Here is a 14,700-nt window from a genome sequence, read left to right on the forward strand (position 1 = left end):
CGCGGCTCAGTGCGCGGCGAGCCGGAAGGCGACCTGCCCGAAGGACACCTGGTCGCCCTCGCGGACGACGGTGGCGCCGATGACGCGGCGGCCGTTGACGGCGGTGCCGTTGGTCGACCCGAGGTCCCGCAGGATCCACATGCCGCCCTGACGGCTGAGTTCGGCGTGCACGCGGGAGACCGTCTCGTGGCTCAGCCGCAGGCCGCTGGCGGGGTCGCGGCCTATGCTCAGCGGGCGGCCGGCCGACGGGTGGGGCAGCAGCAGCTTGGGCAGCCGTTCGGCCTGCCAGGCGCGGCGCAGCCGCTCGGTGAAGCCGGAGACGGCCTCGACGCTTCCGAACACCAGCCGGGAGAAGCGGCCCTCGGTGGGCAGGTCGGCGGTGAGCGCGGCCAGCTCGTCCGCGTGGCGGGCGGAGAGGGCCAGCTCCATGCGCCGGATGAACGTGTCGTGGGACAGCCGGCCCATGGCGACGCCGTCACGCAGAACCTTCAGCGCCTGGTCGCGCTCCGCGTCGGAGGGCCGCGCGAGAGAGGTCGGGAACTCGAAAGACGACGTCACGGTGGTGATTGTCGGTCAGTGAACCCCGGGTGTCCAGAAATCGGGAAATCGGCGACCACGCGCGCGTACCTGACGACACCGGGGGTGAATCGGGAAGATGCAAAAGCGGATTGATCCATTTTGGCGCACCATGGACGGGCTACATCACGGTGAGCAGACGAAGGGGAACCGTCCGTGCAGTTCGAGGTGTGGGCACCGCAGGCCGACCGAGTGACGCTCCACTGCGAGGGGGGCACGCGCGCGATGGAGGGCGATCCGGAGCGCGCGGGATGGTGGGTCGCCGAGGCGGAGGCGCGGGACGGCACCCGCTACGGCTTCGCGCTGGACGACGGCCCCGCCCTGCCCGACCCGCGCTCGCGGCGGCAGCCGGACGGCCCGGACGGGCTGAGCGCGGTCGTCGACCACGGGCGTCACGCGTGGCGCGCGGAGTGGTCCGGGCGTCCGCTGCCGGGCGCGGTCCTGTACGAGCTGCACGTGGGCACGTACACCCCGGAGGGCACCCTGGACGCGGCCGCCGAGCGGCTCGGGCACCTCGTGGAACTGGGCGTGACACACGTGGAGTTGATGCCGCTGTGCCCGTTCCCCGGGCGGCACGGCTGGGGGTACGAGGGGGTGTCGCTGTGGGCGGTGCACGAGCCGTACGGCGGCCCCGAGGGGCTGAAGCGGTTCGTGGACCGGGCCCATGAACTGGGGCTGGGCGTGGTCCTGGACGTCGTGCACAACCATCTGGGCCCGTCCGGCAACTACCTTCCGGCGTTCGGCCCCTACTTCACCCATACACATCAAACGCCCTGGGGCGCGGCCGTGAACCTGGACGCGCCGGGCTCGGACGAGGTGCGCGCGTACCTGGTGGGGAGCGCGCTGGCCTGGCTGCGGGACTACCGGATCGACGGGCTGCGGCTGGACGCGGTGCACGCGCTGGTGGACACGCGCGCGTACCACTTCCTGGAGGAGCTTTCGACGGCGGTGGACGGGCTGGCCGCCGACGTGGGTCGACCGCTGTTCCTGATCGCGGAGTCCGACCTGAACGATCCCCGGCTCGTCACTCCCCGCGCGGAGGGCGGTTTCGGGCTGCACGCGCAGTGGAACGACGACTTCCACCACGCCCTGCACACCGCGCTGACCGGCGAGGGCCAGGGCTACTACACGGACTTCGCGCGCGCCCCGCTGAAGGCGCTGGCCAAGACGCTGACCGGCGGGTACTTCCACGACGGCACGTACTCCAGCTTCCGCGGCCGATGTCACGGGCGGCCCCTGGACCGCACCCGGGTGGCCGCGCACCGGCTGCTCGGCTACAGCCAGACGCACGACCAGGTCGGCAACCGGGCCGTGGGCGACCGGCTGTCCGCGTCCCTCTCCCCCGGGCTGCTGGCCTGCGCGGCGACGCTGACGCTGACCGGGCCGCTCACCCCGATGCTGTTCATGGGCGAGGAGTGGGCGGCGGGCACGCCCTGGCAGTTCTTCACCGACCACACCGATCCCGAACTGGCGGAGGCGGTACGGCAGGGCCGACGGCGGGAGTTCGCGGCGCACGGGTGGGCGGAGGAGGACGTCCCGGACCCGCAGGACCCGGCGACCCGGGACCGCTCCTGCCTGGACTGGTCCGAGCCGGAGAGCGAGCCCCACGCGCGCGTGCTCGCCTGGTACCGCCGCCTCATCGCCCTGCGGCACGCGCAGCCGGACCTCACCGACCCCGACCTGGCCGACATCAGGGTGGCCTACGACGAGGAGGCCCGCTGGCTCGCCTTCCGGCGCGGTGACGTGTGCGTGGCCGTGAACCTGGCCGGGGAGCCCGCCGCGATCCCCCTGGGCACCCGTCCCGCCCGGATCCTCGCCGCGTGGGAGCCGGTGGACGTACCGGACGCGGAGGGGTTGCTGCGGGTGCCCGGGGAGTCGTGCGTGGTGCTGGCACAGCCCTGAGCAGAGGACCCACTGCTCGCGCGTGGGACGGGTGCCGGGCCGGGCGGGCGGCCCGGCTACGGGGTGCCGTCCGCCCTGTCCCTGCCGGCACCCGTGTCGTCGGCACCCGCGTCGGTGTCCGCGTCCTCCCGCAGCTCCGTCACGCGCTCCAGCAGGATCGGTTCCCACGCGCGGCGCAGTTGGAAGCGCAGGAGGGGCAGCGGGGCGGAGGCGCGGCCGGACAGGGTCTCGGCGAGGTGGAGGACGCTGTCGCAGCGGGCCAGCCAGAGGCCGCGCAGGCACGGGCGGGCGCCGTAGCCGGCGAGGGTGGCGGCGCGTACGGCCGCGGGGGCGCCCAGGGCGCGCGCGAGTCCGGCGATGTCCTCGGCGGGGTCGCCGACGACCGCGTCGGCCCAGCCGAGGACGGCGCGCACCCGTCCGTCGGCGCTCACGACCAGGTGCTCGCCGGTGAGGCCGTGGTGGACGAGGACGGCGCCGCCGGGCTGCGCGGCGAGCTGGACGGCGGCGGCCGGGGTGAGCTGGTGCAGGCGCGCGGCGTCGAACTCGTCGGCGGCGGCGAGGCGTTCGGCGGCGTGCCCGGCGGACCGGCGCAGCGTCTCCAGGGAGCGCGGGGCGGTGCGCGGCACGCCCAGTGTCTCGGCCTGCCGCAGCGGCACCTCGCGCAGGCCGGTGAGCAGCCCGGCGAGGTCGGCCTCGCCGATGGCGGAGACGTCGTGCTGTTCGCCGGAGCCGCCGGGCACCTTGCTGTCCAGCGTGTACGTGAGGCCGGGCGCCCACTCGCCGTGCGCCACGCTGGCCGGCACGGCGACCGGGAGGTACGGCCGGACGAGGTCGCGCAGCCGTAGCTCGCGGCGCTGCCGGACGGCCGCCTCGGCGTCGGGGGCGAGGCGCAGCACGTGGCGGGTGCCGACCCACCAGGTGGCGGGCTGCTCGCCGCCGGCGACCGGCCGGACGTCGGGGCCCGCGGCGGAGCCCGCGCCCTCCCTGAGCAGGGAGCGGACCAGTCGGCGGACGGTGTCCTCGGTGGGTGTCGGTGCCTGGGTCATGGTCGGACCGTTGTCGTGTGCGGGCGTACGGGGACGGGTTCGTGGTGTGCGGTCAGTCCACTATCACCATCTCGCGCGGGGTGTTGTTCAGACGACGGCCGCCGTCCTCGGTGACGGTCACGATGTCCTCGATGCGGACGCCGAAGCGTCCCGGCAGGTAGACACCGGGTTCCACGGAGAAGCACATGCCGGGCACCAGGGGCTGTTCCTCGCCCTCGATCATGTACGGCGGTTCGTGCGTGGTGACGCCGATGCCGTGGCCGGTGCGGTGGATGAAGTACTCGCCGTACCCGGCGTCGGCGATGACCGCGCGGGCCGCCCGGTCGACGTCCTGGCAGGCGGCACCGGGCCGCACCGCGCGGAAGCCCGCCTCCTGCGCCTCGCGGACGAGGTCGTGGACCCGGCGTTCCTCGTCGGTGGGTTCGCCGACGTGGACCGTGCGGGAGGTGTCGGAGCCGTAGCCGTCCTTCAGGCCGCCGAAGTCGAGGACCACCATGTCGCCGCGTTCGATGACGCGGTCGCCGACCTCATGGTGCGGGTTGGCGCCGTTCGGGCCGGAGGCGACGATGGTGAAGTCGACCTGGGCGTGCCCGAACCTGCGCAGCAGACCGGCGAGGTCGGCGGCGAGGTCGGACTCCCGGCGGCCGGCGAAGGGAACCTTCCGGATCTCCTCGAACGTCGCGTCGGCGGCGCCTCCCGCGGCCGCCAGGAGCCGCAGTTCCGCCTCGTCCTTGACCGCGCGGAGCATCGGCAGGGCCTCGGTGAGGGAGGCGTAGGTGGTGTCGGGCAGCGCCTTCTGCAGGGCCAGCAGGTGCATGGCCCACGCGTTGTCGCTGACGCCGAACCGGCCGGTGCTCTCGAGGAGGGCCGCGGTGGCGGCGTACGGGTCCTTGCCGTCGGTCCAGTCGCGCAGTGTCAGCGCGGGCGCGCCGGCCGCCTTCTCGGCGTCCGGGGCCTCCAGGGTGGGGACGACGAGGACGGGGTCCTGCCCTGCGGCGACGACGAGCAGGGTGAGCCGTTCGGTGTCGGCGGTGGGCGCGTAGCCGGTGAGCCACACCAGGTCCGGGCCCGGGGCGACGAGCAGCCCGGCCAGTCCCGCGTCGGCGGCCGCCCGCGCGGCGCGCTCCATGCGGGCCCGGTAGTCGTCGGCGGTGAAGGGCGCGAGCTTACTGCTGCCGGTCATCCTGGCCTCCTCGGCGGGGGTGGGAGCCACGGGCAGCATCCTGCCCGGACGGCGGGGGCGGCGCGAGCCGGTGTGCGGCGCTTTCGGGACTTTCGAGCGGGCGGGCGGCCACGGGTCAGCCGTCCAGGGCCATACGCGCGCCCAGGAGCAGCAGCACGCCGCCGGAGACCTGCTCCAGCCGCCGGCGCGCCCCGGCGCGGGAGAGGACGGCCTTCATGCGGCCGACGAACCACACGTACAGGCCGTAGTAGCCGACCTCGAAGACGGCCCAGATCGCGGCGAGCGCGACCATCGCGGGCAGGTGCGGTGCGCCTTCGGGGACGAACTGCGGCAGGAAGGACAGCGCGAACACGGCTGCCTTGGGGTTGGCGAGGTTCAGCAGCAGCCCCGCGCGGTAGGCGTACCAGCCGCTGCGCTCGACGCTCTCCCATGCCTCGCCTGCCTCGCCGGTGCGGCGCATCCGGTGGGCCTGCCGCAGGGCCTGGACGCCGAACCAGACCAGGACGGCGGCTCCGACGATCCGCATCACGTCGTACGCCGTCCGGGAAGCCGTGAGCAGGACGGTGAGTCCGAACGCCGCGGCCACACCCCAGAGGAAGACGCCGGTCTCGTTGCCGAGCACGGTCAGGAAGCCGGAACGGCGGCTCCGCAGCGACTGCTTGATGATCAGGACGGTGCTCGGTCCGGGTGAGGCTGCGATCAGGGCGCAGGCGCCGAGGAAGGCGAGGAGGCTGCTCAGCATGGGCCTCATCGTCGCCCCGCGCGGTCGGGGCCGACCAGTGGTTTTCGGGAGTCCGGGACGGCCGCACCCGGTCCGCGTCTAATGGTTGGGGGTTGATCACCCATTATGGCTAATGCTTTGATGCGGATGAACCGTTAACCCGGCAGACCGTCGGACCCCGGCCGCAGGAGGCGCTCGCCGTGCTCGTACTCGCACACATCAGTGATCTGCATCTGGACGGGAGCGCGCGGGCCACGGAGCGCGCCGAGCGGGTGCGGGACCGGCTGTGGCGGCTGCCGGGGCGGGTGGACGCCCTGCTGGTGACCGGGGACATCGCGGACCACGGCGCCGAGGCGGAGTACGAGGAGGCCGCCCGGATCCTGGGGCTGCGGGACGGCGAGGCGCCGTTCCCCGTGCTCACCTGTCCCGGCAACCACGACGCCCGGGCGCCGTACCGCAAGGCCCTGCTGGGCCGGCCACCGATGGGCCGGTCAACAGCGTGCGGGTCTTCGACGACACCGCCGTACTGATGTGCGACTCCAGCATTCCGGGGCGGGACGACGGGGCGCTGGAGGACGAGACGTACGCCTGGATCGAGTCGACGCTCGACGGGCTCGGCGGCGGGCGCCGGGCGCTGCTCGCCTTCCACCATCCGCCGGTGGCGCTGCACCATCCCCTCCCCGACTCCTACCCGTTGGGCGACCCGGACCGGCTGGCCGCGCTGCTGGCACGCCGGCACGAGATCGCCGGGCTGATCACGGGCCACGCGCACACGCCCGCGGCCACCGTGTTCGCCGGACGCCCGCTGGTCGTCGGGCCCGGGGTGACGTGGACGCTGCGGCTGCCGTGGGAGGGCGACCAGGTGGCCGACCGGGACGCCCCGGTCGGGCTGGCCTTCCACGTCCTGGACGACGAGGGGCGGCTGACCACCCACTTCCGGGTGGTGTGAGCGCGGACCGGGTCAGGTCACGACCGCGGGAGCGACCGAGAGCTGCTGGTAGCCGCCGCCGCGGTGGCGCACCGTCAGGGTGACGTGCTCCCCCGGCCTCGCCCGGTCGACGGCACGGACCAGGTCGGCCGCCGAGTCGATCCGGGCACCGTCGAAGGTGAGGAGCACATCGCCGCGGACCAGCCCCGCCGCGTACCCGGGGCCGGGCACATGGACCCCGACCACCTGGGCGCCGGCCTTCTCGGCGTCCACGACCTCCAGGCCGAGGGCCGCCCCGGCGGCCGGCCGGGGCACGGACACGCCGGCGCCGGCCGAAGCCGACGGGCCGGCTGGGACCGCCGGTGCCTGCGCCTGGTGCCGCGCCTGATGCCTGGCCTGGCCCTGGAACTCGGCGAGTTCACGCATGCCGACCACGGTGGTGCCGACCGTGCCGAGCCCGACCCCGGCCAGCACCAGGACCGTCCCGGCGCACAGGCCGAGCAGCAGGGTCGTGAGCCGTCGGCCGCGCCGGCGCACGGCGTGCGGGCGCCGGGCGGAGTCGCCGCTCCGGCCGCCCCCGCCGGGGTCCTGACCAGGCATCGGCTTGGGACGCAACGCAGTCTGTTCCATGGATCGCCTCCGGCTGGTGCCCTACCCGGGGCACCAGCGCACGACGTGCCACGAACGAGTGAGACTGACCGGTGGCCGGACAAGGGAATCCTTGGACGCCGCACTACCGGCACACGACGCCGCACTACCGGACACAGCGCCGCGCTACCGGCACACGACGGTCACTCCCGGCGCACGACGCGGCGCGCACATCACGACTCGCACGCCACACGGCACGCAGGTCGCGGCGCGCACGTCACGGCACACATCTCACGCGCGGATCAGCAGTGCCTCCGCGAGTGCCGCCGCCGCTCCCCGCGGCGATCCGCCGTACACCAGTTCCGTGCGGTGCACGACACGCGGGGCGACGACGGGGACGGCGACCGCGCCCGGCACCGCGACGGCCGCCGCGCGGGGCAGCAGGGCCAGTCCGTGACCGGCGGCGGCCAGCGCGCCGAGCGCCCGGACGTCGGTGCCCTCGTACCCGAGGGCCGGGCGGAAGCCGTGCCCGCCCGTCACCGCCCGCAGCCGGTCCAGCGGGACGGCCGCGTCGGGGGCGTCGAGCCAGCGGGCGTCGGCGAGGTCGCCGAGACGCAACCCGGTGCGGCCGGCCAGCGGGTGCGACTCGGGCAGCAGCACGCAGACCGGTTCCTCCCCGACGCCCTCGGTGGTCAGCGGGGCGACGTCCGGCAGCCGCAGGGGGTCGCTGGGCGCGGCCAGGCCGTCGACGAGGCCGAGGTCCGCGGTGCCGGTGGCGACGGCCGCGGGGATCTCGGCGCGGGGCAGCACCCGCAGGGTGACGCCGGCCGGCGGGAGCGCGGCGAGCACTCGGGGGCCGAGCGCGGTCGGGGCGGCCGCGAGGGTCAGCCCGAGCGCGGGTGCCGCCGCGATCCGGGCCACGTCCGCGCGGGCCGCGTCGAGGCGGAGCAGCAGCGGGCCCGCGTGTTCCAGGAGCCGTTCCCCGGCGGCGGTGGGCGCGACGGGACGGCGGGTGAGCAGGGATGCGCCGAGGTCCTGTTCGAGGGCGGCGATGTGCTGGGACACGGCGGACTGGGTGTAGCCCAGCTCGCGCGCGGCCTCGGAGAAGGAGGCGAGACGGGCGACGGTGACGTAGGTGCGCAGGAGGTGCGGGTCCATGCGGGCCAGCCTCTCATCAGCACTGCTTATCGAGCATGCAGAGATCATCGTTGGACGTGAACGAAGGGCCGCGCCCAGGATGAACGGCATGACACAGACCGCAGCGCGCACCGCGCGGGTCGCCCTGGTCGGCGACCGCACCCCCGACGTCGTCTCACACAGCCGCATCCCCCTGCTGCTCGACTCGCTCGCCGCCCGCGACCGGCTCGTCCTCGACCCGTACTGGATCCCCTCCGAGGAAGCCGAGGCCGACGGCGCGGTGCGCGGGTTCGACGCGGTGTGGGTGGTGCCCGGCAGCCCGTACCGCAGCGAGGCGGGCGTACTCGCCGCGATCCGTACCGCGCGCGAGGAGGGCGTCCCGTTCCTCGGCACGTGCGGCGGCTTCCAGCACGCGCTGCTGGAGTACGCCCGCGCGGTGTGCGGGCTGACCCGGGTGGCGCACGCCGAGAACGAGCCCGACGCCGAGGACTTCCTCATCGAACCGCTCGCCTGCTCGCTGGCCGGCCACGAGGCCGCCGTACGGCTGGAGCCGGGCTCGCTCGTGCACTCCCTGCTCGGCTCGGAGCGGACCGTCGAGCGCTACTCCTGCAACTACGGGCCCTCCCGGCACCTCGACACCCTGCGCGCGCACGGGCTGCGGTTCTCCGGACGGGACGAGGACGGAGCCGTCCGGATCGTCGAACTGCCGGGGCACCCCTTCTTCGTGGCGACGCTCTTCCAGCCGGAGCTGTCCGGCGACGGCTCGCGCCCGCACCCGGTGATCCGGGGGCTGGCGCGAGCCGCGGTCGAGCACGCCGCCGCGCGGGAGGCGGCTCAGCCCGTGTGACCCTCCCCGTGGCCGCCGTGCGCCCCGCCGTGGTCGAACTTCAGTGCCTCGGGCGGCATGACCACGAACGGCCGCATCATGCCCATGTCCTCGTGTTCGAGGAGGTGGCAGTGGTACATGAAGCGGCCGTACGCCCCGTCGAACCGGCCCATCACGCGCAGCGTCTGGTTCCCGGGCACCCGGAACACGTCCTTGTGGCCGCGCTCGTTGGGCGCCAGCGGGATCTCGGTGTCCGCGTCGTACCGGATCGGGGTGCGGGTGCCGCCGATCGCCGGGTCGAAGCCGGAGACGTCGTAGGCGTCACGGCCCAGGAGCTGGAAGTCGGCCAGGTGGATGTGCATGGGGTGGACGATCGGCGCCAGGTTGAGGAAGCTCCACTGCTCGTGACTGCCCTCGGCGATGGTGTAGTTGAGGGCGTCGTTGAACGTCCGGGCCATCCGCCGGTAGGTCCGCGTCCTGCCGTCCGGGCCGGTGACCTGGATGATCCCGTCCGTGGGCACCTGGATGTCGCCGGGGTTCCTGACCTCCGCCATCTCCCACATCTCCGGGTGGCCGCCGGCGCCCTTCGTGGCGGGCGGGGTCAGCACGATCAGCCGGTGGCCGTGCTCGATGTCGTGGGTGAGGCGGCGGAACGAGCCGGAGAGCACCTCGGGCAGCTCGAAGGTGTCGGGCTCCGCGCAGTCGCCCACACGGAACTCCATCACGTGCGGGTACCGCACGTTGCCCACCGGATCGGGCACTCCGGCCGGCTGGTTGGCGCCCTTGTTGACCAGCCGCAGGGTGCGGCCCTCGAGCCCTCGGAAGTCCACCAGCAGGTCGAACCGCTCGGCGGGCGCCGCGGTCAGGGTGGGCAGCGTCTCGTCGAAGTCGACCGGGACCGGCCTCGGCAGCAGCCCGCCGTCACTGCCGATCTGGTGCACGACGCCCGGCACCGGGTTGTCGTCCTCGTCGACCAGCACGAGGTCGTAGATCCGCGCGTTGGACGCGTTGACCAGCCGGAAGCGGTACCAGGCCGCGGCCACGTCGGCGTACGGCCAGATACGGCCGTTGACCGTGGTGTACGGGCCGGTGAAGGGCAGGCTGACCGGCTTGCCCGTCTCCGGGTGGGACGGGATCACGACGACCGTCTTGTGCAGCAGCCGGCCGTTGAGACGGCCGTCCTCGTCGGTGTCGAGGTTGCGGTCGGCGAGCAGCAGCGGGATCTCCCGCTCCCCGGAGGGGAGATGGAGGGCGTCCTCCTCGTCGTCGCGGACGAGGTAGGTGCCGTACAGGCCCGTCATCACGTTCCATCGCGTGATGTTCATGGCGTGGTCGTGGTACCACCACTAGACCGCCTGGTGGTCGTTCGGGTACTCGGAGAGCTGGGCGTCGCCGAAGCCGACCGCGTTGTCCGCCCAGCCGTCGTTGCCGCCGCCGGTCTGCGCGCCGTGCAGATGGGTGACGGACCACGGAGGCAGGGCGGCGACGTCCTTGTTCGGCTCGACGCCCTCGCGGCCCGGCTCGGTGGTGGCGGGCGGGGTGCCGGGGGCGCGGGCCGGGACCTCCACGGAGGTCACCGGGTACTCGCCGTCCCGGGGGATGCGGTTGGTCCAGGCGATGCGCACGCGCTGCCCGCGGCGCACCTCGATGGTGGGGCCCGGCACCTGGCCGTCGTACCCCCACATCAGGGTCGGCGGCAGCTGCGGGTGCAGGCGCACCCAGGTGGGGCGGAGCGCGATCTCGGTCTCGCGCAGGACGTCGTCGCCCCGCGGCCGCAGGACCGGCGGGACGGGCAGCGGGGCGACGTAGGGCGTGAGGTCGGCCGGTACGGGCCGCTCGCCGTCGTCGCGCTCGGTGAGCTGCCCGGTGGTCCTCTCGATGATGTCGGTCAAGGTCGAACACCCCCGTGTGTTCTGTCGACTGTTCCCCTCACCCCAGAGGACTCCGTTCGTCCCGCCCCGGTTCACTGAATGCCCCGTTCCGTACGAGAAAGTTCGGAAACCGTGAAGGGAAGTTGTTCATCCGGTTCCTGACCGGCCCGGAGGCCGTTGTCGGTGGCGGCTGTTACGTTCTGCAACATGACCGATCACGCTCTCCGGCTGCTGCGGCAGGACCGCCGGCTGGCCGCCCTGGCCGCGTTCCCGTTCGACTTCGACCTGGACCGGGCGGCGCACGGCCATGTCGAGCCGGTCCGGCTGGCCTCCGGCGGCCCGCTGGAGGTGATCGCGGGTGACGACACGGGCGGCACGTACTTCGTCTGCGGGGACGGCTCCGTGCTGTACGCGTCGTCGGAGGGCGCGGCCGGGATCATCGGATCGAGCGTCGACGAGGCGCTGGAGATCCTGATCGGCCTGCCCGCCTGGGGCTCCTGCACCGATCTGTCGCCCGAGGACGGCGAGGAGAAGATCCTCGCGCGGGTCACCGAGGCCGAGGACGAGATCCGCGAGTACTACGGCATCGACGAGGAGCGGGCCGAGCTGCGCGCGGCGCTGGGCCTGCCCGAGCGCTCCCCGGTGGAGCTGGTGGGGATGCTGCGCGCCGCGCTGCTGCGCACCGAGCCGGATTTCGTCCTGCTCAACGACGAGGAGCACCGCGCCTACGAACTCCTCGACGACCTCCCCCGGCCGCCCCTGTGGGAGGCGGTGCTGGCGCGGGGCCGCGCCGACCTGGCGCTGCTGCGGGACGGCGACGCGGCGGCCGGTGAGGCGGTGGCCGCGGACCCGGTGCGGCGCCGACTGGCGCTGCGCGCCGCGCAGTTCGACCGCGCGGAGGGTGATCTCGGCCTGCTGCGGCGGCTGGTGCGGGCGGAGGCGGCCTCGTCGATGACGGATGAGCTGCGGCTGGCCGCCGTGCTGATCGGCCTGCACGGCGACAGCCGCGATCTGCCGCTGCTGCACGAGGTGCGCGAGACGGACTTCGACACGCACTGCGGACTGAGCGATGTGCCCGGGCCCGGGGCCGACGGCGCGGAACTGCGGGAGTGGGCCCGGGAGATGGACGATGCGCTGTGCGGCACGGACCCCGCCGACGAACCCGAGTCCACTTGGATCGAGCTGGCCATGGACCAAGGGCTGACCGAACTCGCCCGGGTGGCGTCGATCCGCCGGCTCGACGCGATCGAGGTGGGGCAGGGCCTGCTGCGGCGACCGGACGACCCGGACCGGCTGGACCCCTCCCCGCTGGAATGGATCGCCGCGGATTTCGAGCGGCTGGGCGACCTCACGCAGGCGCTGCGCGCCCAGCGGCTGTGCGCGGCCCTCCAGGACAGGGCGTGGGACCGCGCGTCGGCCCTCCTCGGCCAGGCCGGACTGGAGCGGCGCACGGGCGAACTCGACCGGGCCGTGGGTTCGCTGGCCCGGGTCAGGAACGCGCTGGGCGACACCTCGGACGCATCGGTGCCGGACTGGCGGCGGATCAACTTCGGTCTGTTCATCGCCCGGGAGCACTACGAGCTGACCGGCGCCCTGGCCGACGCGGATCTGCCGGAGGAGGCCCGCGCGCTGTTCGAGGCGGCGGAGGAGATACGCGGCGGCCTGTCGGAGGCCGCCGCCCGGGGAGTGCGCGAACTCGCCGAGGCGACGGCCGACAGGCTCGCGGCGGTCAGCTGACCCGCGCGGCGACGGGGACGGCCGGGGCCCGGTCCGGGGCGAAGCCGTGCGTGCGGCCCGCCAGCCACCCGGCCTTGTAGCGGTCCACCGAGCGGTGCCAGTTCAGGATGCCGGCCACCCAGTTCTGCAGCGCGGCCACATACGCGTCCAGCCCGGCCCGCGCCTCCTTCGACAGAGCGAAGTCCTCGCAGACGACGGGCAGTTCGGTCGCGATGACGTGCTCGAACTGTTCCATGCGCTGGTTCATCAGGTCGGCGACGACGCCGAGCGCGGTCGGATAGTCGATGCCGAAGAAGTTCTGCACGACGAGGATCGCGTTGTGGATCTCCCCCTCGTACTCGATCTCCTTCTGGTAGGAGAAGACGTCGTTGAGGAGGCAGGCGAAGTCGACGGCCGCGTTCTCCATCGAGCGGACGGGGCCACTGCGGTAGACCTCCGGCGGGACCGCCGGGCCGTGGCCCATGCGGCACAGGCTCATGGTCATGTCGGAGCCGAAGGTCGCGCGGCGCATCTCCAGGTAGTCGACGGGGTCGGGGACGCGGTTCTGGATCTGGTTCGCCACCTCCCACACCCAGCTCTCCGTCATCACGTCCACGGTCGCCTTCAGCGCCCTGCGGGAGTCCTCGTCCATCCCGGCGGTGGTGCGCAGCCACAGGTCGCACAGCCCGCGCTCCATGGCGTTGACGGGGACGAGCGGCGCCTCGCCCGCGATCGGCATGCACGCCGACAGACGCTCGGTGGTCAGCCGCGCGGCGGCGAGGTCGCGGCGGTGCCCGAAGACCAGCGGGTAGTAGTCGTCGCCGTAGGTGCCCCAGGCCAGCCACTGGGCGCTGAGGTCGAGGGCCTCCTCGGAGCCGTCCGGGTCGAGCCCCGCGGAGCACAGCGGCAGGTCGTAGGCGTCGAGCTTGTCCTCGTCCCAGACGCCCTCGCTGAGGATGCCCATCCGCTGCGCCCAGGGCAGGAGGCGGGCGCGGGCGCCGTCCAGGCCGGGGTTGAGGCGGAGTTCGTACGGCATGCGGATGTCGGGGATGAGGGCGGGGCCGACCTTCTGGTACGGCCGGTGCGTCCAGGCCCGCAGCCGCTGGGCGCCCGCCGAGGCGAGCAGCGACCGGACGTCGACGGCCGAGGTGCCCGGTCCGCCGGGGCTCTCCCACGGCGCGCTCTGCGAGGCGGCGTTCTCGTTCATGTACCGGCTGGAGCGCATGTGCCACTCGTGGCCGCCGGACTGCCAGTCCTGGAGTCCCTTGGTGTAGGCGGCGACGGCCGCGACCTCGGCCGGGCCGAGGCCCTTCTCCAGGGCCAGCGCGGGCACTTCGGTGAGCGCGGTGTGCTCGAACTGGTGGAGCCGGGAGGTGAGGACGTCGTTGACGGTGTCGGCGGCCTCCTGGGTGGTGCAGCCGAAGAAGGTCTCCAGGACCAGCACCCCGTTGCTGTTCTCGCCCTCCTCCTCGACCTCCCGCTGGTAGGAGAAGAGGTCGTTGCGCAGGTGGACGCCGTCGGAGAAGGTCTCCATCAGCACCCTGAGCGGCCTGCTCCCGGCGACGGAGGCGGGCACCTCGGCGGTCGCGTACTCCACCAGACCCGCCGACCAGGGGGCGCCGCCGACCTTGCGGCGCATCTCGATGTACTCGACGGGGTTGGCGATCCGCCCCTCGTTGATGTTGGACAGCTCCCACATGGACTCGTTCAGCAGGTGCTCGGTGGCCACGGCGAACCGGCGGCGCCAGTCGACCGACATGGCGGGCACCGTGCGCGTCCACAGGTCGGCGAGGCCCGCCTCGACCGGGTTCCGCGGCTCGGGCACGGGAGTGGCCAGGTCCAGCGGCATGAACAGCGGCAGCCGGTCCAGGTAGGCCTTGCCGCCGGCGCGGTCCTGACTGCGCTTGAACGTCTCCAGGAAGTGGTCGTCGAAGAAGAACACCCACACGTACCAGTCGGTGATCAGCGAGAGCGCGTCCGCGTCGCAGTCGGGGTGGGTGTAGGCGCAGAGCAGGCCGTAGTCGTGCGCGTCGAGGTCGGCCTGCTCCCAGATCCCGGACCCCTCCAGCATGCCCATCTCGCGCGCCCACACGGTCGAGTGGGCGCGGGCCTCGTCGACATGCGGGTTGAGCCGCGCCGGATACGGCATGTAGAAGTGCGGGAGTTCGAACGGCTGCGTCATGGCCGGGGCCCTACCCGTGCCCCC

General features: G+C 73.6%; 10 protein-coding genes and 2 pseudogenes. 4 read left to right on the forward strand and 8 right to left on the reverse strand.

The window, feature by feature from the left end:
• Window positions 1-6: 6 nt before the first annotated feature.
• Window positions 7-558 (reverse strand): DUF1707 and FHA domain-containing protein, encoded by a 552-nt coding sequence (locus tag ACSU6L_RS08355; RefSeq protein WP_073939151.1) that lies wholly within the window; start codon window positions 556-558, stop codon window positions 7-9.
• A 174-nt stretch (window positions 559-732) separates the two neighbouring features.
• Here ACSU6L_RS08355 and treZ point away from each other — a divergent pair, with 174 nt between their 5' ends.
• Window positions 733-2,478, forward strand: coding sequence for a malto-oligosyltrehalose trehalohydrolase (gene treZ / locus ACSU6L_RS08360; RefSeq protein ID WP_437055092.1), 1,746 nt, complete (start codon window positions 733-735; stop codon window positions 2,476-2,478).
• Window positions 2,479-2,534: 56 nt separating this feature from the next.
• Here treZ and ACSU6L_RS08365 read toward each other — a convergent pair whose 3' ends face one another.
• The 3 genes from ACSU6L_RS08365 to ACSU6L_RS08375 form a co-directional block, all read right to left on the reverse strand.
• Window positions 2,535-3,524, reverse strand: a complete 990-nt coding sequence (locus ACSU6L_RS08365) for an aminoglycoside phosphotransferase family protein (RefSeq protein ID WP_437055094.1) — start codon at window positions 3,522-3,524, stop codon at window positions 2,535-2,537.
• Window positions 3,525-3,576: 52 nt separating this feature from the next.
• Window positions 3,577-4,707, reverse strand: coding sequence for an aminopeptidase P family protein (locus ACSU6L_RS08370; protein WP_437055096.1), 1,131 nt, complete (start codon window positions 4,705-4,707; stop codon window positions 3,577-3,579).
• A 115-nt stretch (window positions 4,708-4,822) separates the two neighbouring features.
• A complete protein-coding gene (locus ACSU6L_RS08375; RefSeq protein ID WP_437055098.1) occupies window positions 4,823-5,449 on the reverse strand; it encodes a LysE family translocator in 627 nt (208 codons plus the stop codon).
• Between the two features lie 179 nt (window positions 5,450-5,628).
• Here ACSU6L_RS08375 and ACSU6L_RS08380 point away from each other — a divergent pair.
• Window positions 5,629-6,377 (forward strand): annotated as a pseudogene (locus tag ACSU6L_RS08380) (metallophosphoesterase).
• Between the two features lie 12 nt (window positions 6,378-6,389).
• Here the strand turns inward: ACSU6L_RS08380 and ACSU6L_RS08385 are convergent.
• Both ACSU6L_RS08385 and ACSU6L_RS08390 read right to left on the reverse strand, forming a co-directional pair.
• Window positions 6,390-6,986 carry a PDZ domain-containing protein gene (locus ACSU6L_RS08385; protein ID WP_437055100.1) on the reverse strand — a complete coding sequence of 199 codons (597 nt, stop codon included), beginning with the start codon at window positions 6,984-6,986 and terminating at the stop codon, window positions 6,390-6,392.
• 249 nt (window positions 6,987-7,235) lie between these two features.
• The gene (locus ACSU6L_RS08390; RefSeq protein WP_437055102.1) at window positions 7,236-8,102 is read right to left on the reverse strand and encodes a LysR family transcriptional regulator; all 867 of its coding nucleotides are present in this window, start codon (window positions 8,100-8,102) and stop codon (window positions 7,236-7,238) included.
• A gap of 88 nt (window positions 8,103-8,190) precedes the next feature.
• On the opposite strand from ACSU6L_RS08390, the gene ACSU6L_RS08395 reads away from it, so the two are divergent.
• Window positions 8,191-8,928 carry a CTP synthase C-terminal region-related (seleno)protein gene (locus tag ACSU6L_RS08395; RefSeq protein ID WP_437055103.1) on the forward strand — a complete coding sequence of 246 codons (738 nt, stop codon included), beginning with the start codon at window positions 8,191-8,193 and terminating at the stop codon, window positions 8,926-8,928.
• Here the strand turns inward: ACSU6L_RS08395 and phsA are convergent.
• Window positions 8,916-10,799 (reverse strand): annotated as a pseudogene (phsA, locus tag ACSU6L_RS08400) (O-aminophenol oxidase PhsA). The gene ACSU6L_RS08395 and the pseudogene phsA overlap by 13 nt on opposite strands.
• A gap of 186 nt (window positions 10,800-10,985) precedes the next feature.
• Here phsA and ACSU6L_RS08405 point away from each other — a divergent pair.
• A complete protein-coding gene (locus ACSU6L_RS08405; protein WP_437055105.1) occupies window positions 10,986-12,515 on the forward strand; it encodes a hypothetical protein in 1,530 nt (509 codons plus the stop codon).
• On the opposite strand, the gene cyc2 is transcribed toward ACSU6L_RS08405, so the two are convergent.
• Window positions 12,508-14,676, reverse strand: coding sequence for a germacradienol/geosmin synthase Cyc2 (gene cyc2 / locus ACSU6L_RS08410; protein WP_437055107.1), 2,169 nt, complete (start codon window positions 14,674-14,676; stop codon window positions 12,508-12,510). The genes ACSU6L_RS08405 and cyc2 overlap by 8 nt on opposite strands.
• Window positions 14,677-14,700 lie beyond the last annotated feature (24 nt).

Source organism: Streptomyces sp. enrichment culture (assembly GCF_964272855.1).
Classification (GTDB): Bacteria; Actinomycetota; Actinomycetes; order Streptomycetales; family Streptomycetaceae; genus Streptomyces.

Bases quoted from the DNA above. Each gene is read 5' to 3' on its own strand.
- ACSU6L_RS08385 (WP_437055100.1), bottom strand. From the start codon at position 6,986: ATGGAACAGACTGCGTTGCGTCCCAAGCCGATGCCTGGTCAGGACCCC.
- ACSU6L_RS08375 (WP_437055098.1), bottom strand. From the start codon at position 5,449: ATGCTGAGCAGCCTCCTCGCCTTCCTCGGCGCCTGCGCCCTGATCGCA.
- cyc2 (WP_437055107.1), bottom strand. From the start codon at position 14,676: ATGACGCAGCCGTTCGAACTCCCGCACTTCTACATGCCGTATCCGGCG.
- ACSU6L_RS08405 (WP_437055105.1), top strand. From the start codon at position 10,986: ATGACCGATCACGCTCTCCGGCTGCTGCGGCAGGACCGCCGGCTGGCC.
- ACSU6L_RS08390 (WP_437055102.1), bottom strand. From the start codon at position 8,102: ATGGACCCGCACCTCCTGCGCACCTACGTCACCGTCGCCCGTCTCGCC.
- ACSU6L_RS08370 (WP_437055096.1), bottom strand. From the start codon at position 4,707: ATGACCGGCAGCAGTAAGCTCGCGCCCTTCACCGCCGACGACTACCGG.
- ACSU6L_RS08365 (WP_437055094.1), bottom strand. From the start codon at position 3,524: ATGACCCAGGCACCGACACCCACCGAGGACACCGTCCGCCGACTGGTC.
- ACSU6L_RS08395 (WP_437055103.1), top strand. From the start codon at position 8,191: ATGACACAGACCGCAGCGCGCACCGCGCGGGTCGCCCTGGTCGGCGAC.